The 25551-nt window shown below is 72.3% G+C and carries 21 protein-coding genes; 12 read left to right on the top strand and 9 right to left on the bottom strand.

Features of this window, described 5'->3' with window-relative positions:
• Positions 1–6: 6 nt before the first annotated feature.
• From ACIPEQ_RS12760 to sucC, 7 genes are all read right to left on the bottom strand, one after another.
• Positions 7–1929 (bottom strand): ABC transporter ATP-binding protein, encoded by a 1923-nt coding sequence (locus tag ACIPEQ_RS12760; RefSeq protein WP_402715439.1) that lies wholly within the window; start codon positions 1927–1929, stop codon positions 7–9.
• Positions 1926–3749 (bottom strand): ABC transporter ATP-binding protein, encoded by a 1824-nt coding sequence (locus ACIPEQ_RS12755; protein ID WP_250366206.1) that lies wholly within the window; start codon positions 3747–3749, stop codon positions 1926–1928. The genes ACIPEQ_RS12760 and ACIPEQ_RS12755 overlap by 4 nt, the downstream gene beginning before the upstream one ends.
• A gap of 625 nt (positions 3750–4374) precedes the next feature.
• Positions 4375–6033 (bottom strand): bifunctional phosphoribosylaminoimidazolecarboxamide formyltransferase/IMP cyclohydrolase, encoded by a 1659-nt coding sequence (gene purH / locus ACIPEQ_RS12750; RefSeq protein WP_402715438.1) that lies wholly within the window; start codon positions 6031–6033, stop codon positions 4375–4377.
• On the bottom strand, positions 6030–6623 hold the full coding sequence (purN, locus tag ACIPEQ_RS12745) for a phosphoribosylglycinamide formyltransferase (RefSeq protein WP_126892360.1): 594 nt from the start codon (positions 6621–6623) through the stop codon (positions 6030–6032). Before purN ends, purH begins: the two co-directional genes overlap by 4 nt.
• Positions 6624–6654: 31 nt before the next feature.
• Positions 6655–8823: a DUF6350 family protein gene (locus ACIPEQ_RS12740; RefSeq protein ID WP_402715437.1), complete on the bottom strand. Its 2169-nt coding sequence runs from the start codon at positions 8821–8823 to the stop codon at positions 6655–6657.
• Between the two features lie 140 nt (positions 8824–8963).
• On the bottom strand, positions 8964–9857 hold the full coding sequence (sucD, locus tag ACIPEQ_RS12735) for a succinate--CoA ligase subunit alpha (protein ID WP_402715436.1): 894 nt from the start codon (positions 9855–9857) through the stop codon (positions 8964–8966).
• Positions 9858–9871: 14 nt separating this feature from the next.
• Positions 9872–11041 (bottom strand): ADP-forming succinate--CoA ligase subunit beta, encoded by a 1170-nt coding sequence (gene sucC, locus ACIPEQ_RS12730; RefSeq protein ID WP_402715435.1) that lies wholly within the window; start codon positions 11039–11041, stop codon positions 9872–9874.
• A 272-nt stretch (positions 11042–11313) separates the two neighbouring features.
• Between sucC and ACIPEQ_RS12725 the strand changes: the two genes are divergently transcribed.
• The 9 genes from ACIPEQ_RS12725 (at position 11314) to ACIPEQ_RS12685 (ending at position 19304) form a co-directional block, all read left to right on the top strand.
• Complete coding sequence (locus ACIPEQ_RS12725; protein ID WP_402715434.1) at positions 11314–12945, top strand: RecQ family ATP-dependent DNA helicase; 1632 nt, start codon at positions 11314–11316, stop codon at positions 12943–12945.
• A 255-nt stretch (positions 12946–13200) separates the two neighbouring features.
• Entirely contained in the window at positions 13201–13494 is a 294-nt protein-coding gene (locus ACIPEQ_RS12720; protein WP_250366211.1) for a hypothetical protein, read from the top strand.
• Between the two features lie 50 nt (positions 13495–13544).
• A complete protein-coding gene (locus tag ACIPEQ_RS12715; RefSeq protein WP_402715433.1) occupies positions 13545–13907 on the top strand; it encodes a hypothetical protein in 363 nt (120 codons plus the stop codon).
• On the top strand, positions 13904–14785 hold the full coding sequence (locus tag ACIPEQ_RS12710) for an oxygenase MpaB family protein (protein WP_402715432.1): 882 nt from the start codon (positions 13904–13906) through the stop codon (positions 14783–14785). Before ACIPEQ_RS12715 ends, ACIPEQ_RS12710 begins: the two co-directional genes overlap by 4 nt.
• Positions 14786–14834: 49 nt before the next feature.
• Positions 14835–15665, top strand: a complete 831-nt coding sequence (locus tag ACIPEQ_RS12705; protein ID WP_402715431.1) for a ribose-phosphate pyrophosphokinase — start codon at positions 14835–14837, stop codon at positions 15663–15665.
• Complete coding sequence (locus tag ACIPEQ_RS12700) at positions 15662–17215, top strand: nicotinate phosphoribosyltransferase (protein ID WP_402715430.1); 1554 nt, start codon at positions 15662–15664, stop codon at positions 17213–17215. The genes ACIPEQ_RS12705 and ACIPEQ_RS12700 overlap by 4 nt, the downstream gene beginning before the upstream one ends.
• Positions 17212–17919, top strand: a complete 708-nt coding sequence (locus ACIPEQ_RS12695) for a hypothetical protein (protein WP_402715429.1) — start codon at positions 17212–17214, stop codon at positions 17917–17919. Before ACIPEQ_RS12700 ends, ACIPEQ_RS12695 begins: the two co-directional genes overlap by 4 nt.
• A gap of 18 nt (positions 17920–17937) precedes the next feature.
• Positions 17938–18573, top strand: a complete 636-nt coding sequence (locus tag ACIPEQ_RS12690) for a pyridoxal 5'-phosphate synthase (RefSeq protein WP_402715428.1) — start codon at positions 17938–17940, stop codon at positions 18571–18573.
• Positions 18574–18812: 239 nt separating this feature from the next.
• Positions 18813–19304 (top strand): GNAT family N-acetyltransferase, encoded by a 492-nt coding sequence (locus ACIPEQ_RS12685; RefSeq protein WP_402715427.1) that lies wholly within the window; start codon positions 18813–18815, stop codon positions 19302–19304.
• A gap of 21 nt (positions 19305–19325) precedes the next feature.
• Here the strand turns inward: ACIPEQ_RS12685 and ACIPEQ_RS12680 are convergent, their stop codons facing one another.
• Positions 19326–21788, bottom strand: a complete 2463-nt coding sequence (locus tag ACIPEQ_RS12680) for an ATP-dependent helicase (protein WP_402715426.1) — start codon at positions 21786–21788, stop codon at positions 19326–19328.
• Between the two features lie 119 nt (positions 21789–21907).
• On the opposite strand from ACIPEQ_RS12680, the gene ACIPEQ_RS12675 reads away from it, so the two are divergent.
• Positions 21908–22465 (top strand): hypothetical protein, encoded by a 558-nt coding sequence (locus ACIPEQ_RS12675; protein WP_402715425.1) that lies wholly within the window; start codon positions 21908–21910, stop codon positions 22463–22465.
• On the opposite strand, the gene ACIPEQ_RS12670 is transcribed toward ACIPEQ_RS12675, so the two are convergent.
• A complete protein-coding gene (locus ACIPEQ_RS12670) occupies positions 22448–23452 on the bottom strand; it encodes a glycerophosphodiester phosphodiesterase family protein (RefSeq protein ID WP_402715424.1) in 1005 nt (334 codons plus the stop codon). The genes ACIPEQ_RS12675 and ACIPEQ_RS12670 overlap by 18 nt on opposite strands.
• Positions 23453–23565: 113 nt before the next feature.
• On the opposite strand from ACIPEQ_RS12670, the gene ACIPEQ_RS12665 reads away from it, so the two are divergent.
• A complete protein-coding gene (locus ACIPEQ_RS12665; protein ID WP_402715423.1) occupies positions 23566–24780 on the top strand; it encodes a DUF817 domain-containing protein in 1215 nt (404 codons plus the stop codon).
• Entirely contained in the window at positions 24777–25514 is a 738-nt protein-coding gene (locus ACIPEQ_RS12660) for a Bax inhibitor-1/YccA family protein (protein WP_402715422.1), read from the top strand. The genes ACIPEQ_RS12665 and ACIPEQ_RS12660 overlap by 4 nt, the downstream gene beginning before the upstream one ends.
• Positions 25515–25551: the final 37 nt, after the last annotated feature.

The following is a 25551-nucleotide window of genomic DNA, read 5'->3' as shown; positions in this document are numbered from 1 at the left end:
GGTCCGTCAGACGAGCGAGTCCCGCCAGGCCGCGTGCAGCTGGGCGAACCGGCCGGTGCCGGCGATCAGGTCGTCCGGCGTGCCGTCCTCGACGATCCGGCCGTACTCCATCACGAGAACCCGGTGGGCGATCGCGACGGTCGACAGGCGGTGCGCGATGATCACGGCCGTGCGGTCGGCGAGCAGGGTCTCGAGCCCTTCCTGCACGAGCCGCTCGGACGGGATGTCGAGCGACGCCGTGGCCTCGTCGAGGATGAGCACCTTCGGGTCGGCGATGAACGCCCGGGCGAACGACAGCAGCTGCCGCTGTCCCGCGGACACCCGGCCACCGCGCTTGTTCACGTCGGTGTCGTACCCGTCGGGCAGGGCCTCGATGAACGCGTGCGCACCGACCGCCTTCGCCGCGCGGACGATCTCGTCGCGCGTCGCCCCGGGCTTGCCGAGCGCGATGTTGTCCGCGACCGACCCGGAGAACAGGTACGCCTCCTGCGTGACCATGACGATCGCGCGGCGCATGTCCTTCGGGTCGATGTCCCGCAGGTCCACGCCGTCGAGCCGCACGGAGCCCTTCGACGGGTCGTAGAACCGCGCCATGAGCTTGGCGAGCGTCGACTTGCCGGCACCGGTCGACCCGACGAGCGCGATGGTCTGCCCCGCCGGGATGTGCAGCTCGAACTCGGGCAGCACGACCTTGTCGGCGTTGTACGCGAACTCGACGTCGTCGAAGTCCATCGCACCGGTGGCGTCCGGCAGCCGCACGGGCTTCGCGGGGTCCGGCACCGACGGGCGTTCCTCGAGGACGCCGGAGATCTTCTCCATCGCCGCCGAGGCCGACTGGTACCCGTTGTAGAACATCGCGAGCTCCTGCGCCGGGTCGAAGAACCGCTTGGCGTAGAGCGCGACCGCGAGCAGCGCGCCGACCTCGAGCGAGCCGCCGACGATCCGGAAGCCGCCGACGATGACGACCGCCGCGAGCGTGGCGTTGCCGATGAGCACGAGCACCGGGTCGAAGGTCCCGAACAGGTTGAACACCTTCGTGTTCGCCACCCGGTAGTCCTCGACGTAGCGGCCGTACTCGTCGCGGTTGCGGGACTCCTTCCGGAACGCCTGCACCGCCCGGATGCCGGTCATCGTCTCGACGAAGTGCACGATCACCCGGGCCGACGTGACGCGGGTCGCGCGGAACAGCGTCTGCGAGTTCGTCTGGAACCAGCGGATCAGGAACCACAGCGGCACGAGCGACACCGCGAGCACGAGGCCGGAGGTCGGGTCGAGCACCACGAGCGCGATGCCCGTGAACACCATGTACAGCACGCCCTGGATGAGCTGGTTCAGCCCGGAGTCGAGCAGCTCGCGGATCGAGTCGAGGTCGCTCGTCTGGCGGGAGATGATCCGACCCGACGTGTACGTCTCGTGGAACTCGAGCGACAGCCGCTGCGTGTGCAGGAACACCCGCTTCCGCAGGTCGAACAGGATCGCCTGGCTGATCCGCGCCGCGAGCACGGTGTACCAGGCGGTGAGCACCGCGCCGAGCACCGCGACGACGATGTACGTCGCCACGACGCCGAACGCCGGCACCCAGTCGTTCTGGTCCATCACCCGGGGCAGGGCGTTGTCGATGCCCCACGCGATGAGGGCCGGTCCCGCGACGGTGCCCGCGGTGGAGACCACCACGACGACGCCGAGCAGCACCAGACGTGCCTTGAGCGGGGCCGCGAGCGACCCGAGCAGGGCGAGGGAGCGGCGCCGCAGGCGCTTGCTCTCCGCCTTGCTGAAGTCCTCGCGCTCCTCGCCGCGCACGCCGAGCGTGGTGACCGCGGCGGTGACGGGGCCGGCCGCCCTGGTGGCGGAGGTCTCGTCGAGGACGGGATCGGGGCCTCCCGGCCCGGCTGCCGTGTCGACGGGCGGTACCTGGTCCTGCTGGGTCATGCCATCGCCTCCTCTCGGGCGGGTGCGTCGTCCTCGTCGAGCGAGGAGATGACGTAGCGGTAGTGCTCGTTGGTGGCCATCAGCTCCGAGTGGGTGCCGACGGCGGTGATGCGGCCGCCCTCCATGAGCGCCACGCGGTCGGCGAGCGTCACGGTCGAGGGGCGGTGGGCGACGATGAGCGACGTCGTGTCCGCCAGGACGCGGCGGAGGCCCGCCTCCACCCGCGCCTCGGTGTCGACGTCGAGCGCCGACAGCGGGTCGTCGAGCACCAGGACCGACGGTCGGGCGGCGATCGCCCGCGCGAGCGCCAGGCGCTGCCGCTGGCCACCGGAGAGCGACAGGCCCTCCTCGCCGACGCGGGTGTCGACGCCCTCGGGCAGGTCGTCGACGAAGGACGCCTGCGCGATGTCGAGGGCCTCGCGCATGATGCGCTCGGCCTCGTCGCCGGACAGGTCGGGGCGACCGAGCAGCACGTTGTCGCGGACGCTCGTCGAGAACAGGGTGGCGTCCTCGAAGGCGACCCCGACGTGCCGGCGGAGCTCGGCGCGGGTGAGGTCGCGGACGTCGACACCGTCGATCGTGATCGAACCGCCGGTGACGTCGTACAGCCGGGGCACCAGGGACAGCAGCGTCGTCTTGCCGCTGCCGGTCAGGCCGACGAGCGCCATGGTCTCGCCCGGCTGCAGCTGCAGCTCGACACCGTCCACCAGGTCCGGGTACTCGTCCGTCGCGTCCTGGTACCGGAAGTGCACGGCGTTGAACGACAGTGCGCCGTGCGGCTCGTCGATGCGCTTCGGCGACGCCGGGTCCTGGATCGTGTTCTCGGAGTCCATGACCTCGAAGAACCGGTCGACCGCGGTGCGGGTGTCGAACGTCATCGACAGGAAGAACCCGATCGACTCGATCGGGAACCGCAGCACGGTCGCCGTCGCGAAGAACGCGAACAGCTGCCCGACCGTCAGCTCGCCCTGCGACGCCAGCCAGATGCCGGCGAGCAGGCACAGCGCGAACGCAACGTCCGGCACGAGCAGCAGCCACAGCCAGATGCTCGCGATGGCCTTCGCTTTCTCGATCTCCGTGCCGCGCAGCGCCTCGGCCTGCTCGCTGAACTCGTCGAGCTTGAAGCGGCCGCGGCCGAACGCCTTGAGCACGCGGATGCCGTGCACCGACTGCTCGACGCTCGTCGCGAGGTCACCGACCTGGTCCTGGCTGCGGCGCGCGACGACGGAGTACTTCCGCTCGAACAGCAGGCCGTTGATCCACAGCGGGATCGACGCCACCAGGAAGATCAGGCCGAGCAGCCACCCGAAGGTGAACAGCACGACGAAGCCGACGGCGATCGTGACGATGTTCACCACGAGCAGCACCACGCCGAAGGCCAGCCAGCGGCGGATCAGCGACAGGTCGGAGACCGAACGGGAGAGCAGCTGCCCGGACTCCCATCGGTCGTGGAACGCCACCGGCAGGTCCTGCAGCTTGGCGTAGAGCGCGTTGCGCATGCTCGTCTCGATGCGCGTCGACGGGCGCATCACGAGCCGGCGGCGGGACGCGATGAAGAAGGCCTCGAGGGCGCCGAGTGCGAGCACGCCGAGTCCGGCGGGCCAGATGAGCGCGGCGTCGCGCGAGGAGAGCGGCCCGTCGACGAGCCACTGGAGCACGTACGGGATCGCCAGCGCGACGAGCGAGGCGCCCATCGCCGCGGCCATGCCGCCGAACAGTCGCCAGCGGTACGGCTTGACGTAGGGCCAGATGCGCCCGATGGCGCGCAGGGTCGAGGGGCGGTCGGTGGAGGGGGTCGCCTGGTCGGGCGGTGTGGACATGCGGTTGCGTCCTCGTGCGTCGTGCCGCGTCCGCTCGGTCGGGTCGTCCGTCCCGCCGACGGGTCACGTCGGTGGGTGGCGGTCCGGCCGGGAGGCGCGGCGTGGCAGTGCGGTGGTCGTCGGCCGGGCGCGTGGTCGCGCGCCGTCGCCGTCACTCACGTGACGTCGACCGGGCCGGAGGGCACCGGGGACACGGGTCCCCGGGTTCTCAGCAGGTGGTCCGCGCTCGCCGACGGGGTCGTCGGGCGCGAGGCCGTGGGAGGGGCCTGGCTAGACGGCGGCCGCGCCCGGGTACCGGAGCGGCAGGGCCGCTCGGGTCCGGGGGCGCGGAGCGGGAGTGGTCCCCACGAGGGACACGAGACCCGTCCGGGCAGCCGTCGCCACTGTTCCGGTCGTCGCGTCCATCGTCACTCCAGTCGTCGTCTTCGTCACCGTTGTGTCCGCGGGCACGGCCGATCCGGTTGCGATCGTCCGGTGCGGTGCGGAGCCTTACAGACTATTCACAGTCGCTGGTGTCGCGCAATGGTGCCGCCGTTGTTGGACGCCGTCGATCGGAGCGCGGCCGGCGTCCGGGGGCTCAGTCGTTCGTGGGCTCAGTCGTTCGGGGACTCGGTCGTCCGGGGGCTCAGTGGAAGAAGTGGCGCTCGCCCGTGAAGTACATCGTCACGCCGGCCGCCTGCGCTGCCGCGATGACCTCGTCGTCACGGACGCTGCCGCCCGGCTGGGCGACGGCACGGACACCGGCGTCGAGCAGGACCTGCAGGCCGTCGGCGAACGGGAAGAACGCGTCCGACGCCGCGACGCTGCCACGGGCGCGGTCACCGGCGCGGGTCACCGCGAGGTGGCACGAGTCCACCCGGTTGACCTGGCCCATACCGACCCCGACGCTCGCGCCCTGGTCGGCGAGCAGGATGGCGTTCGACTTGACGGCGCGGCTGGCCTTCCACGCGAACGCGAGGTCCGCCAGGGTCGCATCGTCGGCCGGCTCCCCGGACACGAGCGTCCAGGTCGACTGGTCGAAGGCGGTGAAGCGGTCGGCGTCCTGCACGAGGAAGCCGCCGGAGACCTGCTTCAGCTCACGCGTGGCGAGCGCGAAGTCCGCCGGCAGCGTGAGGAGCCGGATGTTCTTCTTCTGCGACAGGACCTCGAGCGCCTCGGGGTCGAACGCCGGGGCGACGACGACCTCGGTGAAGATGTCGCGGACGGTCTCGGCCATCTGCTTCGTGACCGGGCGGTTCGCGGCGATGACCCCGCCGAAGGCCGACAGCGGGTCGCAGGCGTGCGCGGCCGCGTGCGCCGAGGCGATCGGGTCGACGGCGTCGTCCGGGGCGATCGCGATGCCGCAGGGGTTCGCGTGCTTGATGATCGCGACGGCGGGGGTGTCGAAGTCGTACGCGGCCCGGACGGCGGCGTCGGCGTCGACGTAGTTGTTGTACGACATCTCCTTGCCGTGGAGCTGCGTCGCCTGGGCGATGCCCGCCCCACCGGCGGTCGTGTAGAGCGCGGCGGCCTGGTGTGCGTTCTCGCCGTAGCGGAGCGTCGCGGTCAGGCCGGCCTCGATCCGGAGGGTCTCGTCGAACGTGCCCGGCGTCTCGAGGTCGCCGTCGACCGTGGGGGCAGCAGCGTGGTCCGCGACGGCAGCTGCGTGCGGCGCGACGACGTCGGTCGCGAAGTACGACGCGACCGCTGCGTCGTAGGAGGCGGTGTGCGCGAAGGCCTGGGCGGCGAGGCGCTTGCGGAGCTCGAGCGTGGTGCCGCCGGCGCTGACGGCCTCGACGACCTCGGCGTAGGACGACGGCGAGACGACGATCGCGACGTTCGGGTGGTTCTTCGCCGAGGCACGGACCATCGCCGGACCGCCGATGTCGACGTTCTCGACCACGGTGGCGCTGTCGGCGCCCGAGGCGACCGTCTCGACGAACGGGTAGAGGTTCACCACGACGAGCTCGAACGGCGCGATGCCGAGGTCGGCGAGCTGCTGCTCGTGCGACTCCAGCCGCAGGTCGGCCAGGAGCCCCGCGTGCACGGCGGGGTGCAGGGTCTTCACGCGACCGTCGAGCGACTCCGGGAACCCGGTCACGCTCGACACGTCGGTGACGGTGTACCCGGCGTCGCGGATCGTCTGTGCCGTGCTGCCCGTCGACACGAGCTCCACGCCCGCGTCGGCCAGGGCACCGGCGAGTTCGAGCAGGCCGGACTTGTCGCTCACCGAGATGAGCGCGCGCCGCACGGGGACGACGTCGCGGTGGCGGTAGAGGCTGGGGTCGGCGGCGTGCACGCTCATGCGCTCGGGGTGCCCTTCAGGTCGGTGGTGCCGTTGGCGATGTCGAGGATGGTCTGGATGAGCAGGCGGCGCTCGACCGGCTTGATGCGGTCGTGCAGCGTCGACTCGGTGTCGCCCGGCAGCACGGGGACGCGCTCCTGGGCCAGGATCGGGCCGGTGTCCACGCCGTCGTCGACCTGGATCACGCTGGCGCCCGTCTGCTCGACCCCGGCCGCGAGGGCGTCACGGACACCGTGGGCGCCGGGGAACTCGGGCAGGTACGCCGGGTGCGTGTTGATGATCGCGGGGGCGAACTCGGACACGACGGCGTGCGGGAGCAGGCGCATGAGGCCGGAGAGCACGAGCAGGTCGGGCGACCACGGCCGGATCTGGGCGGCGAGCTCGGCGCCCCACTCGTCGCGCGAGGCGAACCGGGAGAACGGCACCGTGAAGGTCGGGACCCCGAACTCCTCGCCCAGACCGAGGCCCTCGGCGTCGCGGTCGGCCCCGATCGCGACCACGCGGGCGGGGTACTCGGCGTCGGTCGTCGCCTCGAGCAGGGCTCGGAGGTTCGAGCCGGTACCGGAGATCAGGACGACCAGTTCGAGCACGGGGACCAGCCTAGCGGCGGTGGGGCGAGCGCTACGCGTCGTGCTTCGGCCGGCGCCACCAGGGCAGCTCGTCCTCGGCGATCTGGTCGGTCTGGTCCCACGGCGACCCGGAGCCCGTGGGGGCCGGTGCGGCGGATCCGGGTGCGGCGCGCTCCCCGCGGGAAGCCTCGGTGTCCGCTGCGTCCCGGACACCGTCGGCGTCGTCGCGCCCGGCGACGAACTCCTCGGTGCTCCACGGGAACGCCGGCTGCTGTTCGGTGCCGGGGGCGTGCGGCAGCGTCTCGTCGCGCTCCGATCGCCCGGACTGCCGGGACTGCTGGGACTGCCCCGAGGGGTCGTGCGACGGGTGGTGGGCCGGGCCGCCGACCCGGTCGCGCAGCTCGCCGGCACGGGCGCGGACGTCACCGGCGGCGCTGCGCAGTCGGTCGCGCAGGCTGCTGGTGCCGCTCCGTGCCGGCTGCGTGCCCGGCGTCGGTGCGGGGGCGACCCGTTCCGCGGCGACGGCGTCCGTCCGGGCCCAGTCGGGCAGGGGGACGTCGTCCGGCTCGGCCGCAGGAGCACGGTCGGGCTCGGCAGCACGGCCGGGCTCGGGAGCACGGCCGGCCACGGGAGCTCGGCCGGGCTCGGGCTCGGAGACCGACGCCGGAGCACGGCTGTCGGTGGACCCGCCGGCGGGCCCGTCGGTCCCACGGGCACGGTCGATCCGTGCAGCCACCGTCGGCGTCGACGCGGGCTCCTCGTCCTCGATCGTCTCGGTCGGCTGGTCGTCCCCGCGGTGCGACCCGGTCGCGGACGCCGGGGTCGCGTGGGTCGCGGAGTCGTGCGCCTCGTGGACCGTGAACCGGTGCGTCGCAGGCACGTGGCCCGCTCCGGCCTCGTCCAGCGCCGCGACGAGCGAGCCCGCACGGGCGTCCTCGGCGGTCGCCTCGGCAGCGGCGTCCTCGGCCTCGACCCAGCGCTCACGACCCAACGACCGCTCGGGCATGCGCACCAGGTCGCTCCCGACGGCCAGTGCGACCGCGGCGGGCAGCCCGACCTCGAGCGCCGCGAAGAGTCCGACGAGCAGTCCGTCCGGCCCGGCCTCGGCGAGCCGACCGGGGCCGAGCGAGCCCGAGGTCAGGCCCGTGGCGACGCCGGTCAGCACCCCTGCCACGACACCGGTGGCGACGCCCGCGAGCGCGCGGCGGAGCGGGGTGTCCTCGTGGCCCAGGGCCCGGACGAGCGCGGGGCGCATGAGGCCGCCGACCACGAACCCGGCGACGACGGGCACGAGCACCCCGAGCAGTCCGAAGGTGTGCCCGGACGCCGGCAGCGCGCCGAACACCGGGACACCGGGGATCGGCCCGAGCGACGTACCGATCGGCGAGACGCTCGACCCGGTGCCGATGGCGAAGCCCGGACCGACCAACCACGCGACCGCCCAGCCCACGAAGTCGGGCAGGAACGCGAGCTGCCCCACGGTGAGCGCGATGCCCCCGACCACGCCGGCGTGGGAGCGCTCGTACAGCGCGATGACCTCGGCGAACGAGGTGACGAGCAGGAACGCGACGACGATGCCCGCGGCGGCGACCACCACGGCGGTCACCGCGGTGCCGGCACGGAGCGCGAAGCCGGCGACGGTGCGCCACAGCGCGGGGATCCGGTCGACCTGGTCGAGCGCCCGTCGTGTGAGCGGGTCGGCCGGCAGTCCACGACGGACCCGGCACACCTCGCTCGTCACCAGGGCGGGGACCGCGAACCAGAGCGCGGGCAGCACGACGGCCTGCCACACCACGGGGTCCGAGGCCGCCGACGTCGACGAGAGCGCGACCGCGAGCCCGAGCAACGCGACGGCGGCGGTGCCGACCAGCAGCCCGGTCGTCCGGTGTTCGGTCTCCGCGAACCGGCGACCGGCGCGCCCGCCGAGCCAGGCGGTCACGACCGCGAAGCCGAGTGCTGCGAGCGTCACGTGGATGGGGTCCGCCGCCCCGTCGACCCCGGAGGCCCCGGCGACGTCGCTGCCGAGCCGGAACGTCACGTCGACGCCGTGGCCGACGAGCCAGACGCTGCCCGCGGCCTTCCAGAAGACGTCCCAGTCGATCTGCAGCCCGTACTCGAAGCCCCAGAGCAGGGTCAGCGGCACGAGGGCGATCCCGACGCCCACGCCGACCGTCACGATCGCCTCGACGGCGGCCAGCAGTGCGGTTCCCAGGCGGTTCATCGTGGTCAGGGTACGTGCCGTCCCACGGTCGCCGAGCGAGCCGCGCGGCACCTGTGGAGACTGACCGACCGTCCACAGCAGGACGGGAGGCACGGTGCCGACCGGCACCGTGCCTCCCGTCCGTCGGGTGGTGCGGACCGCTACGCCGTCGCGGCGGCGACCACCTCGCGCAGCAGCGCGGCCGTCTCGGACGGCGTCTTGCCGACCTTCACGCCCGCGGCCTCGAGCGCCTGCTTCTTCGCCTCGGCGGTCCCGGCCGATCCGGACACGATCGCGCCGGCGTGGCCCATCGTCTTGCCCTCCGGCGCGGTGAAGCCCGCGACGTAGCCGACGACCGGCTTGGTGACGTGCGCCTTGATGTAGTCGGCCGCACGCTCCTCGGCGTCGCCGCCGATCTCGCCGATCATGACGATCGCGGTCGTCTCGGGGTCGGCCTCGAACGCGGCGAGCGCGTCGATGTGCGTGGTGCCGATGACCGGGTCGCCGCCGATGCCGATGGCGGTCGAGAAGCCCAGGTCACGCAGCTCGTACATCATCTGGTAGGTCAGGGTGCCCGACTTCGACACGAGACCGATCGGACCCTTGCCGGTGATCGTCGCCGGGGTGATGCCGACGAGCGACTCCCCGGGGGTGATGATGCCGGGGCAGTTCGGGCCGATGATGCGGGTCTTCCCGCCGAGGGCCTTCGCGTGCGCCCAGAACTCCGCGGAGTCCTGCACCGGGATGCCCTCGGTGATGACGACGACGAGCGGGACCTCGGCGTCGATGGCCTCCATGACCGCGTCCTTCGCGAACGCCGGCGGGACGAAGACGATCGAGACGTCGGCACCGGTGGTGTCGATGGCCTCGCGCACCGAGCCGAACACGGGCAGCTCGACGTCGCCGTGCGTGACGGTGGTGCCGGCCTTGCGGGCGTTCACGCCGCCGACGACCTGCGTGCCGGCCTTGAGCATGAGCGCGGTGTGCTTGGTGCCCTCGCCGCCGGTGATGCCCTGGACGATGACCTTCGAGTCCTTGTTGAGGAAGATCGACATTGCTCTGGTGCTCCTTACGCCGCGGCCGCGGCGAGCTCGGCGGCCTGCTCGGCCGCATCGTCCATGGTCTCGGCGACGGTGACGAGCGGGTGCGCCGCCTCCGCCAGGATCCGGCGACCCTCGTCCACGTTGTTGCCGTCCAGGCGCACGACGAGCGGCTTGGTCGCCGCGTCGCCGAGGATGCCGAGCGCGGCGACGATGCCGTTCGCGACGGCGTCGCAGGCGGTGATGCCGCCGAAGACGTTCACGAAGACGCTCTTCACCTGCGGGTCGCCGAGGATGACGTCGAGGCCGTTCGCCATGACCTCGGCCGAGGCGCCGCCGCCGATGTCGAGGAAGTTCGCGGGCTTCACGCCGCCGTGGCGCTCACCGGCGTAGGCGACGACGTCGAGCGTCGACATGACGAGCCCGGCGCCGTTGCCGATGACGCCGACCTGGCCGTCGAGCTTGACGTAGTTGAGGCCGTGCTGCTTCGCCTTGGCCTCGAGCGGGTCCTCGCTGGCGGTGTCCTCGAGCTGCTTGTGGGCGTCGTGGCGGAAGTCGGCGTTCTCGTCGAGCGAGACCTTGCCGTCGAGGGCCAGGATCTGCCCGTCGCCGGTGCGGACGAGGGGGTTCACCTCGACCAGGGTGGCGTCCTCGCCGGCGAACACGTCGTAGAGCTTCACGAAGACGTCGGCGACCTGGTCCTGGAGCTCGGCGGGGAAGTTCGCCTGCCGGGCGATGTCGAGTGCGGCTTCCTTGTTGATCCCGGTCAGGGGGTTCACCTCGACGCGGGCGAGCGCCTCGGGCTTCTCGACCGCGAGCTGCTCGATCTCCATGCCGCCCTCGACGCTGACGAGCGACAGGTACGAGCGGTTCGCGCGGTCGAGCAGCACGGAGAAGTAGAACTCCTCGGCGATGTCGGCGCCCTGGGCGACCATCACGCGCTGGACGGTGTGGCCCTTGATGTCGAGACCGAGGATCGCCTGCGCGTGCTCGTACGCCTCGTCCGGGGTCTTCGCGACCTTGACGCCGCCGGCCTTGCCACGACCGCCGACCTTCACCTGCGCCTTGACGACGACCACGCCGCCGATCCGCTCGGCGGCCGCCTTCGCCTCCTCAGGGGTGTCGGCGGTGATGCCCTGCAGCACAGGGACGCCGTAGGACTCGAAGAGGTCCCTGGCCTGGTACTCGAAAAGATCCACGCTGTTCTTCTTCCCGCACGGTTCGTGCGATCGGCATCGGTCATCGGGTCGCGCACTCAACGTCGAGGGTCGCTCGATGTCGAGACAACGGCCGCGACCACCCTAGCGCCGCCACATGGACGGCGAGCACGTCCGTCCGGGCGTCGGTCACGAGGACGTCGACACGTCAGCCGGGAGGCACGCCTCACCCCAGTCACGTCCCTCCCGCTCCCGGTGGCCGGGGGACGCAGTCGCCGGATGGTCGGCCAGGCGGCTCGGGGCACGGTCGACGGGTGCAGAAGGAACTCCGTACCCGCGCCGCCGACGTCTTCGGCTGGGACCTCCACCCCGAGCAGGAACAGGTCGTCGACGCCGTCCTCGGCGGTCGCGACGCCCTGGCGCTCATGCCCACCGGCAGTGGGAAGTCCGCGATCTACCAGGTCGCCGCGCTCGCCCTGGAGGGCCCGGTGGTGGTCGTCTCCCCGCTCGTCGCCCTGCAGGAGGACCAGGTCGTCGGCATCGAGGACCACCCGGACGCGCCCCGAGCCGTCACGATCAACGCCACCCGCGGCGCCCGCCAGCTCGAGGAGGCCTGGGACGCCGTCGCCTCGGGCGAGGCACGCTACGTGTTCCTGGCGCCGGAGCAGCTGGCGAAGGACGAGGTCGTCGACCGCCTCCGTGAGGTCGGCGTCGCACTGGTCACCGTCGACGAGGCACACTGCGTGTCGAGCTGGGGCCACGACTTCCGGCCGGACTACCTGGTCCTCGGCGAGGTCATCGAGCGCCTCGGGCGGCCGCCGGTGCTCGCGATGACCGCGACCGGGTCGACGCCGGTCCGCACGGAGATCGTCGAGCGGCTCGGCATGCGGGACCCGTTCGTCGTCGCCACCGGGTTCGACCGGCCGAACCTGCGCTTCGAGGTCGTCCGGCACGCCGACGACGAGTCGAAGCGCGAGGCCGTCGTGGAGCAGGTCGTCGGGCTCGAGGGGGTCGGCATCGTCTACGTCGCCACCCGCGCCGAGACCCTGGTGTACGCGGACGAGCTCGTCGAGAGCGGCCGTCGGGCGAAGGCGTACCACGCGGGGCTCCGCGTCCGGGACCGCGAACGGGTCCACCACGAGTTCCTCGACGGCGAGCTCGACGTCGTCGTCGCCACGAGCGCGTTCGGCATGGGCATCGACAAGCCGGACGTCCGCTTCGTCGTGCACGCCGACGTCCCCGAGTCGGTCGACGCCTACTACCAGGAGGTCGGCCGCGCCGGACGGGACGGCGACGTCGGGCTCGCCACCATGCACTACCGCGCGGAGGACCTCGGGCTCCGTCGCTTCTTCGCGTCCGGTTCGCCGCGACCGGCGACCCTGCGGGCCGTGTTCGACGCCGTCCCGGCCGAGGGCTCGGTCGCCCGTTCCGAGCTCGCCGAGCGCTCCGGGCTCGCCGCACGCACGGCGGGCCGCGCCGCCAACGCCCTGGTCGACGCCGGTGCGCTGGACGACGGCGAGGACGGCCTCCGGCGTCGCGCCGACGGACCGACCGACGCGCAGGCCGCCGCCGACCTCGCCAAGGCGCAGGCGAAGGAGCGCGAGGAGATCGAGGAGTCCCGCATCGCGATGATGCGCCGGTTCGCCGAGACCTCGGGGTGCCGCCGGCAGTTCCTCCTCGGCTACTTCGGCGACGAGCTCGCCGAGCCGTGCGGCAACTGCGACACGTGCACGTCCGGCTCGGCCCTCGACGAGGCAGCACACGGCGCCGACGGCGCGAACGACGACGCCTGGCCGCCGGAGTCGCCCGTCGAGCACGCGCAGTGGGGTCGGGGAACGGTGATGAGCACGGAGGACGACCGGTTGACGGTGTTTTTCGAGTCCGCCGGCTACAAGACCCTCGGACTCGCCGACGTCGAGGAGCGGCACCTGCTCGAGCGCGTCTGACGCGACGGCGTCGGGACTCGGGACGGGGAAGGCGCGGTCGCTCGACCACCCGTCGGCGACCGCGCTCCACTCCCCCGAGCACGGCGAGTGTGACCCGCGATCGTGGCCCGCAGGTGACCTGCAGGTGAACGGGACGCGAAACCGGGCGCGGGGTGCGCAGACCGGACGACCGGTCAGGCGGACGGCGTACACAGGAAGGCCCGACGGCCCCGGTGACCCGCTCCGGAGCCCGACCCTCCACGGAAGGACTGCACCATGAGCGACCCCGGCATCAGCCCCGTCGACGACTTCGACGCCCAGGAGCGCCGCACCGACGACGTGGACCGCGAGCACGTGGGCCCGTACGAGGTCGACGAGTCCGAGGAGTCCCTCGAGACCGTCACGAACGACGCCGTCGCCGGTGAGACCGTCGAGCCCCAGCCGGGCGACGGCTCGGACGACGGCCCGACCGGTGGCGCCCCCCGCGAGGGCTCACCCGACCTGTGGGAGCACGACGACGACACCGAGCGTCCGGACCTCGGCGGCGACCTCGGCACGAAGCCCCTCTGAGCGCTTCCCCCGCACGACCCCCACGGAGCACGGCCCGGTACGATCGGGCCGTGCTCCGTGGCGTCCGCGACCGTGTCCGTGCGACGCCCGCGCTGGCCCGGCTCCTCTCGCTGGCGTCCCTGCTGCTCGTCGCGGCGGCGGCACACTCGGGCGCCCGGACGGGCGGGATCGCCTGGCTCCCGCTGCTCGTCGCCGGTGTCGCGCTCGCCCTGGTCACCGGCGCGACGGCGCACCGCTGGCCCCTGCCGGCGATCTGGCTGGTCGTGACGCTGCTCGCAGCCGCGAGCGGCGCGCTCGTCAGCACGGCGTGGCTCGTCGGCGCGCTGATCGGCGGCGCAGCGGCGCTGGCCCCAGCCCTGTTCGCGGACACCGCAGCGCTGCGGCGGGCCCGGCGGTCCGGGTCACGTCCGTGACGCGACGGCCGGGAGGCCCGACCCACCCCTGCCCCGCCGGCCACGGCGACCGGACGGCGGACGGACGCGGCGCGACGGTCGGGCCACGGGCCTCCCGTCCGGCACACGGTCACGTCGCCGACCGCGACCTGCGTCGGTGGCTGGCGGACAGCACGCCCGTCGCGGCCGGGGGCCGCGCCATCCTGCTCCAGATCGCGGACCCGGTCGTCGCGGCGGGCGTCCGACGGCACTCCGACTTCGCGCGCCGACCGCAGCAGCGGCTGGCCCACACCCTGATGTTCGTCTACGCCGTCGTGATCGGGACCGAGGCCGACGCTGCCGTGGCGACCGCGTTCGTGGACCGGGCGCACCGACCCGTCGCCGGCGCCGACGACGTCGACCGGCAGCGGTGGGTGGCCGCGACGCTGTTCGACTCCGCACGACGGGCGCACGAGCTGTTCGGCGACCCCCTGTCGGCCGGCGACGCCGAACGGGTCCTGGCGGCCTACGCCCCGATCGCGACGTCCCTGCGCGTGCCGGCCGACGGCTGGTTCGACTCGGTGGCCGCGTTCGACGCGTACTGGGAGCGGACCCTGCCGACCCTGCGCGTGACCGACGACGCCCGGGGCATCGTGCGCGACCTCCTGCACCCCCGCTCCGCACCGCTGTGGGTGCGCGCCGCGATGCCGCTCGTCCGGATCGTCACCGTCGGCATGCTGCCGGACGCGCTGCGGACCGCGTACGGCTTCCCCTGGGGGCCGCGCGAGCAACGGCGCTCCCGGCGCGCCGTCGCGCTCGTCCGGCGGGCGCGCAGCCTCGTGCCGGGGTGGGCGCTCCGGCTCCCGGGACCGCTGCTGCTGCGGGCGATGCACCGGATCGCGGCGCGGTACGCCCACTGATCCCGACAAGTTCTTGTCACACCGACAAGAAGAGTGGTACGGTCGGGTCATGGCAGTCGAACTCAGCACCTGGGACGCCCAGGGCACACCGACGACACCGACGTTCTCCACGATGCGGTTCCCCGCGGGCGAGGCACACGTCAAGGTCCGGGACGACGCCGACGCGGGGGCGACCACCGAGATCGCGACCCTGCGCGGCACCGGTGGCGACGACCTGATCCTGCTCGGCATGTGGGCGGACGCCGTCCGACAGCGCGGCGCACGCTCGGTCGCCCTCGTCCCCTACCTGCCCGGAGCGCGGCAAGACCGCGGCCTCCCCTTCGGCGCGAAGGTCTACGCGGACGTCCTGAACGGCTTCGCCATCGACCAGGTGATCGCCTTCGACCCGCACTCGCCCGTGATCGTCGGGCTGGTCGAACGCCTCACAGTGGTGCCGAGCGAGCAGGTCGTGCACGACGCGGTCCTCGCCGGGTCCGAATACAGCGGCATCATCGCTCCCGACGAGGGCGCGGTCGCCCGGGCGTCGCTCGTCGCCGAGGCCGCCGGACTCCCCCTGTTCCGTGCCGAGAAACACCGCAACCCGGACACCGGCAAGCTCGACGGGTTCTCGTGCGAGCCGCTCCCCGAGACCGGTCGGCTGCTCGTCGTCGACGACATCTGCGACGGCGGCGGCACCTTCATGGGTCTCGCCGGCGCGACCGGCCTGCCGAAGGAACGCCTGGGCCTCTGGGTCTCGCACGGCGTCTTCTCCGGCCGGGCCCCGCAGCTCGCCGACCACTACGGCGAGATCGTCACCACCGACTCGTACCCAGCACAGCAGCACATCGACGGTCTGCGCACCGTCGAGCTCAGCCCGTACCTCACGAAGGAGATCCGATGACCACCACCACGGGCCTGGAGCCCCGCACCACCACCGCGAGCCCGATCGCCCCGCTGCTCGCCGTCGACGGCTACAAGCACTCGCACCGGCAGGTCTACCCGGAGGGCACGACCCGGATCCTGATCAACTGGACGAACCGCTCGAACGCCCACATGCCCGAGTCGACGCACGCGGTGGTCTTCGGGCTGCAGGCGTTCGTGCAGCGGTACCTGGTCGAGGCGTGGGAGCCGTTCTTCGCCGCCGACGAGGACGAGGTCGCACGGCTGTTCGAGCAGGCGCTGCAGGGCTACTTCGGCCCGAACCACATCGGCGTCGACCACGTCCGCGCGCTGCACCGCCTCGGCTACCTGCCGCTGGAGATCCGGGCGCTCCCCGAGGGCACCCTCGCCCCGATCGGCGTCGCGACGCTGACGGTCGAGAACACCCTCGACGACTTCTTCTGGCTGCCGAACTACATCGAGACCGCCCTGTCGGCGTCGATCTGGCACCCCTCGACCGTCGCCACGAAGGCACTCGAGTACCGCGACCTCATGGAGGAGTGGGCCGAGCGCACCGGCGCCGACCCGGCGAGCATCGACTTCGCCGCGCACGACTTCTCGTTCCGCGGGCAGACGAGCATCGAGTCCGCGGCCGCCGGCGGCGCGGGCCACCTGCTGTCGTTCCTCGGCACCGACTCGATGCCGTCGCTCGACTTCATCGACCGCTACTACCCGGGCGACAACGGCTGGGTGGCGGCGAGCGTCCCGGCGACCGAGCACAGCGTGATGTGCGTCCGCGGCGCCGACGGCGAGCTCGAGACGTTCGCACAGATCCTCGACGTGTACCCGTCGGGCATCGTCTCGGCGGTGAGCGACGGCTTCGACCTGTTCAAGGTGATCACCGAGACGCTGCCGCAGCTCAAGGACCGCATCACGGCCCGCGACGGCAAGCTCGTCATCCGCCCGGACTCCGGCGACCCGGTGGACATCGTGACCGGCACCGTGCACGGCGTCGACCAGGCGGCGCTGACCGACCCGTCGCGCAGCCACGAGGAGAAGGGCGTCGTCGAGCTCCTCGACGAGCTGTTCGGCCACACGGTCAACGAGCGCGGCATCAAGGTCCTCGACCAGCACATCGGCGTCATCTACGGCGACAGCATCACCCTCGACCGGGCCCGCCGCATCTACGAGCGCCTCGCCGCGAAGGGCTACGCGAGCGACAACGTCGTGCTCGGCATCGGCTCGTACACGTACCAGTACATGACCCGCGACAACCTCGGCAGCGCCGTGAAGGCGACGTGGGCCCTGGTGGACGGCGAACCGGTCGACATCCAGAAGGACCCGAAGACCGGCAGCGGCAAGAAGAGCGCGAAGGGCCGCATCGCCCTGCACCGCGACGAGACCGGCGAGATCCGGCAGACCGACCAGGCGACGCCCGACGACGAGGCGACCAGCCTCCTCCAGCCCGTCTGGGTCGACGGTCGCTTCCGGGTGCACCAGTCCTTCGCCGACGTGCGCGAGACGCTCCGCGCCGAGCGTGCGGCCCGCGCCGCCCGTCGGGCGTCGGCGTGACCGACGTCCCCGCGGCGGCCCGCGACCAGCCGCTCATCGCGATCGACGTCGTCCCGGTGTCGTTCACGGTGGCGGAGGGCCTGCGGGTCGCCACCGCGCGTCGGGCGTACGACCCGTACGCCGGCCGGGAGGCACTGCCCGGCGTCCTCCTGGACGCTGCGGAACGCCTCGCCGACGGTGCACGGCGCGCCCTGCGCACGAAGGCCGGGATCGGTACCGGGGCGGTGCGGCACCTGACGCAGGTCGGGGCGTTCGACGGGCCGTCCCGCGATCCGCGGGAGACCGCGATCAGCATCGCGTTCACGGCCGTCGTGCACCCGGTCCCGACGCCGTTCGCGGCGACGGACCCGGGGGTCGTGTCGGGTCCGGCTGCGGGAGCGGGCGGCGGGTCCGCGGTGTGGCACCCGCTCGGCGGGGGCGACCTGGGCCTCCCGTTCGACCACGACGCGATCGTGGGTGCCGCCCTCGACCAGGTGCGGACCCGCCTGTGGCGGGACGTCCCGATGACGCGCGCGCTGCTCGGTGACGTGTTCCCGACCAGCGCGGCAGCAGCCCTGCACGCGGCGCTCCACGGGACCGCTCCGGACGCCGGCAACCTGAACCGTGCGCTCCGGACGAACCCCGCGCTCGCCCGCACCGACGCCGCGTCGACGGCGACCGGGCGGGGCGGGCGTCCCCCGGCGACCTGGACGTGGACCGCCTGAGCGCGGTTGGGTGGAGGCATGTCCAGTTCGCTCTCCGGTGACGACTCCCTGCACCTGCCCGAGTTCGACGCGCCGCCCGCGTCGCCGTTCGACGTCGCCCGCGCCTGGCTCGACGGCGCATCGGACCGCGAGGTCTCCGAGCCGATGTCGATGACCCTCGCGACCGCCGGCGCCGACGGGCGGGTGTCGGCCCGCACCGTCGACGTGAAGCGGCTCGACGACCACGGGCTCGTGTTCGGCACCTCGACGCTCAGCCCGAAGGGCCGACAGCTCGCCGAGAACCCCCACGCGGCGCTGCAGGTGTACTGGCGCGAGAGCATGCAGCAGCTGCGCTTCGAGGGTCGGGCCGTGCAGCTGTCCGACGAGGAGTCCGACGCGCTGTTCGCCGACCGCTCGCCGAAGTCCCGCGCCGCCACCGCGATCGCCGACCAGTCGGACGTGCTCGAACCGCGCACGCTGCAGGACCTGATCGACGACGCGAACGTGCTGCTCGACGAGAGCGACGACGACGTCCCGCGGCCCGAGGGGTGGGTGGCGTGGCGGCTCGAGCCCGACGTGGTGGAGTTCTGGCAGGGCAGCCGCGACCGGATGCACCGGCGGCTGCAGTACGTCCGCGCCGGCGACGGTTGGGACGTGGCGCGGCTGCAGCCGTAGGGCGGCGCGGCGGCGCGCTCGCGGCTGCGTGCCGTGCCGTGCTGCGGTCACGCGCACAACCGGGAGCACCTCGCGCCACGCGATCCGGTGGCGCGACGTGCTCCGCGCTGTACTGCGGCACGTCGAACCACGGGTTCGACGTCGAACCAGGCGGCCGTGCTGGTTCGACGTCGGCAACGTGGTCCGACGTCGGCAACGTGGTCCGACGCCGGGCGCCGGCCTCGCGGTAGCGTCGCCGGATGGGGACCACGCACGCGCTCACAATCCGACCGGCCGAGGTGCGGGACGCCGACGCCATCGCCGCCGTGCACGTGCAGGCGTGGCGCGAGGCCTACGCCCACCTCCTGCCGGCGGAGTTCCTCGCAGCCCTCGACGTCGACGCCCGCGCAGCACGCTGGCGCGGGATCATCGCCGAGCCCGACGTCGACGCGCTCGTCGCCACCGTCGACGACACGGTGGCCGGGTGGGCCTCGGCGGGGCCCGGACGCGGCGAGCGCCCGCGCGACCGCGAGCTCGAGGGCATCTACGTGCTCGCCGAGCACCACGGGTCGGGCGCCGGCCAGGCGTTGCTCGACGCCGCGATCGGTGCGGCGCCTGCGTTCCTCTGGGTCGCCGACGGCAACCCGCGTGCCGAGGCCTTCTACCGCCGGAACGGCTTCGAGCGGGACGGCACCGTCAAGCACGAACCGATCGGGCCGCACGGGCTCGACGCGGTCCGGATGGTGCGCTGAGCACCGCCGCGCTCGCTGCCGTCAGAGCTTCTCGATCGGGGCGATCTTGATGAGGAGCTTCTTGCGACCCGCGGCATCGAACGCGATCTCGGCGATGCGCTTCGCACCCTGCCCGGTCACCGCCGACACCGTGCCCTCGCCGAAGTCGACGTGCTTGATGCGGTCGCCGGCGACGAGCTCCATGTCGCCGTTGTCGCGGACCTGCCCGGACACCCGGTTCGCCCACTCGGTCTTCGGACGGGTCTTCGCCGCCGCGGCCGCACGGTCGTAGGAGCCGCCGGAGAACCCGCCACCACCGCGGTACCCACCGCCGCCACCGCCGCCGCCGAAGCCACCCGGACCGGCACCGCGGCGGGCGTTCAGCGCGCGGGGCTCGGTGCCGCCGCGGCTGTTCGCCATGCCCGGCGACTGCTTCCAGTCGATCAGGCCCTCGGGGATCTCCTGCAGGAAGCGCGACGGCATCGCCACGTTGACGTCGCCGAACTGTGCACGGGTCATCGCGAGCGACAGGAAGAGCGACTTCTTCGCGCGGGTGATGCCGACGTAGAAGAGCCGGCGTTCCTCGGCCGGGCCGCCCGGCTCGTTCGCGGACATCCGGTGCGGCAGCAGGTCCTCCTCGACACCGGTGAGGAACACCGCGTCGTACTCCAGGCCCTTCGCCGTGTGCAGCGTCATGAGCGACACCGTGCCCGAGGAGTCGTCGAGCTCGTCCGCCGCAGCGACGAGCGAGACCTCGGTCAGGAAGTCGGACAGGGTGCCCTCGGGGTTGTTCTTCTGGAACTCCCGCGTCACCGCGACGAGCTCGTCGATGTTGTCGGCGCGTGCGGCGTCCTGCGCGTCGGGCGACTTCCGCAGGTTCTCGAGCAGCCCCGAGCCGTCGAGCAGCTGCGTCAGGGTGTCGACGACCGGTTGGGTGGCGGCGCGCGACGCGACGTCGTCGAGCAGTCCGGCGAACGAGGTGATGGCGTTCCGCACCTTCGGGCCGAAGCCGAGCTCGTCGGCGTGCCGCAGGGCATCGCGCATCGAGGTCTCGTGCTCGTCGGCGTAGCGCTGCAGGGCGGTCTCCGTGACGGCACCGATGCCACGCTTCGGCACGTTGAGGATGCGACGGAGGGACAGCGGGTCGGCCGGGTTGGCGACGGTGATCAGGTACGCCATGGCGTCCTTGATCTCGGCCCGCTCGTAGAACTTCGTGCCGCCGAGCACCCGGTACGGGATCGCCGAGCGGATGAAGATCTCCTCGAGCGCACGCGTCTGCGAGTTCGTCCGGTAGAACACGGCCATGTCCCGGTACGACGTGCCCTCGTCGTGCAGCCGCTGGATCTCGTCGGCGACGAACTGCGCCTCGTCGTGGCCGGTGTACCCGGTGAAGCCGACGATCTTGTCGCCGGCACCGACGTCGGTGAACAGGTTCTTCGCCTGGCGGTCGAAGTTGTTCGCGATGACGGCGTTCGCGGCGTCGAGGATCGTCTGCGTCGAGCGGTAGTTCTGCTCGAGCAGGATCACCTTCGAGTTCGGGAAGTCCCGCTCGAACTCGACGATGTTGCGGATGTCCGCGCCACGGAAGGCGTAGATCGACTGGTCGGAGTCGCCGACCACCGTGAGCGACGCCGGGGCGATCGACCCGTCGGCCTCACGCATGCGGGCGACGTGCTGCCCGGAGTCCTCGAGCTTGTCGACCTGCTCCACGGGCACCGGGCGGGTGAGTTCGCGGATCAGGGCGTACTGCGCGTGGTTGGTGTCCTGGTACTCGTCGACCAGGACGAACCGGAAGCGACGCTGGTAGAGCGCGGCGACCTCGGGGAAGGCACGGAACAGGAAGACCGTCTGCCCGATCAGGTCGTCGAAGTCGAAGGCGTTCGCACGGCGCAGCTCGTTCGTGTAGCGCCGGAACACCTCGGTGAACATGACCTCCTGCGGGTCGTTCGCGTTGATGTTCCGCGCGTAGGTGTCGACGTCCTGCAGCTCGTTCTTGAGCTTCGAGATCTTCGACGACGCGGCACCGACGGTGAGCCCGAGGGAGTCCGCCTCGAGCTCCTTGATGATCCGCTTGAGGAGCGCACGCGAGTCCGCGGAGTCGTAGATCGTGAACGACTGCGGGAACCCGAAGCGCTCGGCCTCGCGCCGGAGGATCCGCACGCACGCCGAGTGGAACGTCGAGATCCACATGCCCTCGGCGGCCTGGCCGACCAGGGCCTGCACGCGCTCGCGCATCTCGGCGGCGGCCTTGTTCGTGAACGTGATGGCGAGGATCTGCGACGGCCAGGCCTCGCGGTTCGCGAGCAGCAGGGCGATGCGCCGAGTGAGCACGCTCGTCTTGCCCGATCCGGCACCGGCCACGATGAGCAGGGACTCGCCGCGGTACTCGACGGCTTCCTTCTGCTGGGGGTTGAGGCCCGCGGTGAACGGGTCGTCGTACCCGCCGGGGCGGTTGCCCGCGCCCGGCTCGGGGGACTGGTCGAAGGGGTCGAGCACGATCGTCATGACCGGGTCAGTCTAGGCGCGCCCTCCGACAGGCGCAGCGGCTGCGATCCGTGGGCCGCTGGACACACTGTGACCCCCCAGGACCGGGGTCGGGTCGGACGGCGGACAGGCTGTCGGACATGAGGACGTGGACCGCAGGTGACGCCGTGGGGCTCGCGCTCCGGAGCTGGCTCTGGATGGCGTTCGTGACGACGCCGGCCACGACCCTGCTCGGCGCGGCGTGGCTCGCGGCTGCGTCCAGCCCACCGGACGTGGGTTCGGCCGCGCTCACGGTGCTGCTCGTCTCGGTCCCCACCGGGCTCGTGTCGCTCGCCGGAGCGGTCCTCGCGATGCCGTTCACCTTCGTGCTGGGTCGAGTGCTCGTGCACGGTCGGGCCCACCGGCTGACGGCGGTCGTCGCCCACGCGGTGCTCGCCGGCGTACTGGCAGCGCTCGGCATGCAGGTCGTGGTCGCACTGTGGAGCGGCTCGTGGACTCCGCCCCTGAGCTGGCAGTTGTTGGTGTCGGTGCCGGCGGGGCTCGCCGCCGTGATCGGCACGGTGCGGCACACCGCGCCGGTCCGGGTGGCCGCGCCGCAGTCCGCAGTGCCCGACGACAGGGTGATCGGCGGCGACGACCGGACGGTGGTCCCGGTCGACGAGGTCCGGGGCCGAGCGACGTCACCCCCCGACGAGTGACCGCGCCCGCACCGCAAGGTCCGGGTGGTCCGCGAACACCCCGTCGACACCCGTCCGCACGACCGAGGTGAACCACCGCTCCCAGTCGCCGTGCGCCGCCACGTCGCCCCCGCGCCGGAGCGGCGCCGGCAGGAACCGGTTCTCCGGGCGGAGCGTCCACGTGTAGACGGCGAGCCCGGCGGCGTGCGCACGCTCCACGACGACGCTCCGGACCGGCCGCGGGTCGTCGACGGCGACGCTGTCGACCCCGGCCATCAGGGTCTTCAGGTCGACGCTGATGCCGTGGAACTCCTCGGCGAACCCGGCCAGCGCGACGTCCGTGCGCTCCGAGGCCCACGTGGGAGCGGACGATCCGTGGGCGGCGACCTCGTCCGCGGCGCTGCCACGGGCCTCCTGGAGGTACACGAGGCGACCACCCGTGCCGAGCGAGCCGAGCTGCCGGAGCACCGTCTTCTCGAACGACTCGATCGTCAACCGGTCGTCGCCGCGCCACCCGGCGTCCCCGAGCGCGTCGTCGAGCAGCTGCGCCATCGGGAACCCGGCCTGCTCGAAGAAGTGCGCGTGCTTGACCTCGGCGACGAGCCCGACCGGGCGTGGAGCCGCGTCGAGGATGCCGAGCAGGTCCTCGAGCCGCAGCACGCCGTCCTCGCCGTCGTGCGCCGCCGACGCCGGACGCAGCTGGGGCAGCCGCGCCCGGACCCGGAGCGTCCGGAGCTCGTCCCACGTGAAGTCCTCGGTGAACCAGCCCGTGACGCTCTGCCCGTCGACGGTCTTCGTCGTCCGGAGGTGTGCGAACTCGGGGTGGTCGGCGACGTCGGTGGTGCCGGACACCTCGTTCTCGTGCCGCAGCACGAGCACGCCGTCCTTCGTCGGGACGAGGTCGGGCTCGATCGCGTCGGCACCGAGCTCCACGGCGAGTTCGTAGGCGCTCCGGGAGTGCTCGGGACGGTGGCCGGAGGCTCCTCGGTGGGCGATCACACGGGTCATGCGCCGAACCGTAGCCGCTCCGCCCTGCCGGCAGGTGTCCCGCTGGTGTGCCTGTGGACACATCCGTTCAGCCCGAGCCCTCCGTTCCCAGCCGGCCCACGGAGGGTCGCTCCGTGACCGTCCGACACCTGTCCACCGCCGTCGAGGCACGCATCGACCGTGCGGCCCGCCGCCTGCTCGACGCCGGGCACCAGCCACACCGCCCGGTGCGTCTCGCCGTCACCGAGTTCCTGGTGTTCGGGGCGAAGCAGGCGTGGGCGTGCACGTTCGGCGCCCTGCTGCTCGCGACGATGGTGGTGGTGCACCTGACCGTGCTGCCCGGCGCGCGGAACGACGTGCTGACGGTGGCCGCCGCGGCGATCCAGGTCGCCATGCTCGTGTTCGGCCTCGAGACCGTGCGGGAGCTCCGGGTGGTGCTGGTCTTCCACGTGGTCGGCACCGTCATGGAGGTCTTCAAGACCCACGTCGGCTCGTGGCAGTACGGCAGCGACGGCTGGCTCGTGGTCGCCGGCGTCCCGCTCTTCTCGGGGTTCATGTACGGCGCCGTTGGGTCGTACATGGTCCGGGTCGTCCGGCTCTTCGACCTGCACTTCGACCGGTGGCCGCGGCAGTGGCTCCTGGTCGTCGTCGCCGCCGGCATCTACGCGAACTTCTTCGGCCACCACTTCGTGTGGGACGCGCGGTACGTGCTGCTCGCCCTGGTCGTGGTGCTCTTCGCACGGACGACGATGCACGTCCGGGTGCACCGCGCGACGCTGCGGATGCCCGTCCTGCTGGCGATGGCCCTGGTCGCGGTGTTCATCTGGCTCGCGGAGGACGTCGCGACGTGGGCAGGGGCGTGGGCCTACCCGGACCAGGCGGCCGGCTGGGAGCCGGTCGCCCCCACCAAGATCGTGGCCTGGCTGCTCCTCATGGTGATCTCGGTCGCGCTCGTCGCGTGGCTGTACCCGCAGGTGCGGTCGGCTCCTGCCGACCCGGCCTGGAGGCACGACCCACCGCCGCCCCGCCGGCGGCCGTCCGGCGGTCGGCTGGTTCACGACGACCTCGGGGCGCGCACGCAGACCACCCCCATAGTGTTCAGCTGTCGGGCCCGTCGGGCTCGCTTCCGCTCGCCGCGAATCCTCAGCCTTCCGCGACGAAGCGCCCCTAGGCTGAGAGGACTCGAATCTCCAAGGAAGAGGACACCATGGCCTTCAAGCCCGGTTTCGACCAGTCCCCCGCCTTCAACGACCAGGGCCGTGGCGCCTGGGGCGCCGGCGCTGGTCAGCAGCAGGCGGGCTGGGGACGCACCCCACAGCAGGGGCAGTACCCGCAGCAGGGCGGCATGACGCCTGAGCAGCTGCAGTACATGTACGACCGCCCGACGGCGAGCCCGGTCGACACCGACCGCATGTCGTACGAGGACACCATCGTCAAGACGCTCCTCGCGTTCGGCGTGCTCCTCGTCGGCGCCGTCGCCGGGTGGAACCTGCCGCCGATCGTCTGGATCGTCGGCGCGATCGTCGGCTTCGTGCTCGCGCTCGTCAACACCTTCAAGAAGAAGCCGTCGCCGGGTCTCGTGCTGGCGTACGCGTTCTTCGAGGGCCTGTTCGTCGGCGGCATCTCCGCCGCGTTCAACGCTCAGTCCGACGGGATCGTCGCGCAGGCCGTGTTCGGCACGCTCGGCGTCTTCGCCGTGACACTGCTGCTGTTCTCGTCCGGCAAGGTCCGCGCCACTCCCAAGCTGACGCGGTTCTTCCTCATCGCGATGGTCGGCTACCTCGCCTTCTCGCTCGTCAACCTCGTCCTGATGTTCACAGGCGTGACCTCGGGCGCGCAGGGCCTCCGCAGCGAGCCGAGCTTCCTGTTCGGCATCCCGTGGGGCGTCCTGATCGGCGTCTTCGTGGTCCTGATGGCGGCGTACTCGCTGATCCTCGACTTCGACCAGATCAAGACGGGCGTCCAGCGCGGTGCACCCCGCATCTACGCGTGGACCGCGGCCTTCGGTCTCATCCTCACCCTGGTGTGGCTGTACATCGAGATCCTGCGCATCCTCGCCCTGCTCGCGAGCAACCGCGACTAGCTCCCCCACCTGATCGACCCGAAGGGCCCCGGCACAT

Origin of the sequence: Curtobacterium sp. NPDC087080, assembly GCF_044745105.1 — a bacterium.
Classification (GTDB): Bacteria; Actinomycetota; Actinomycetes; order Actinomycetales; family Microbacteriaceae; genus Curtobacterium.
This window is presented reverse-complemented; position numbering and strand designations above follow the sequence as displayed.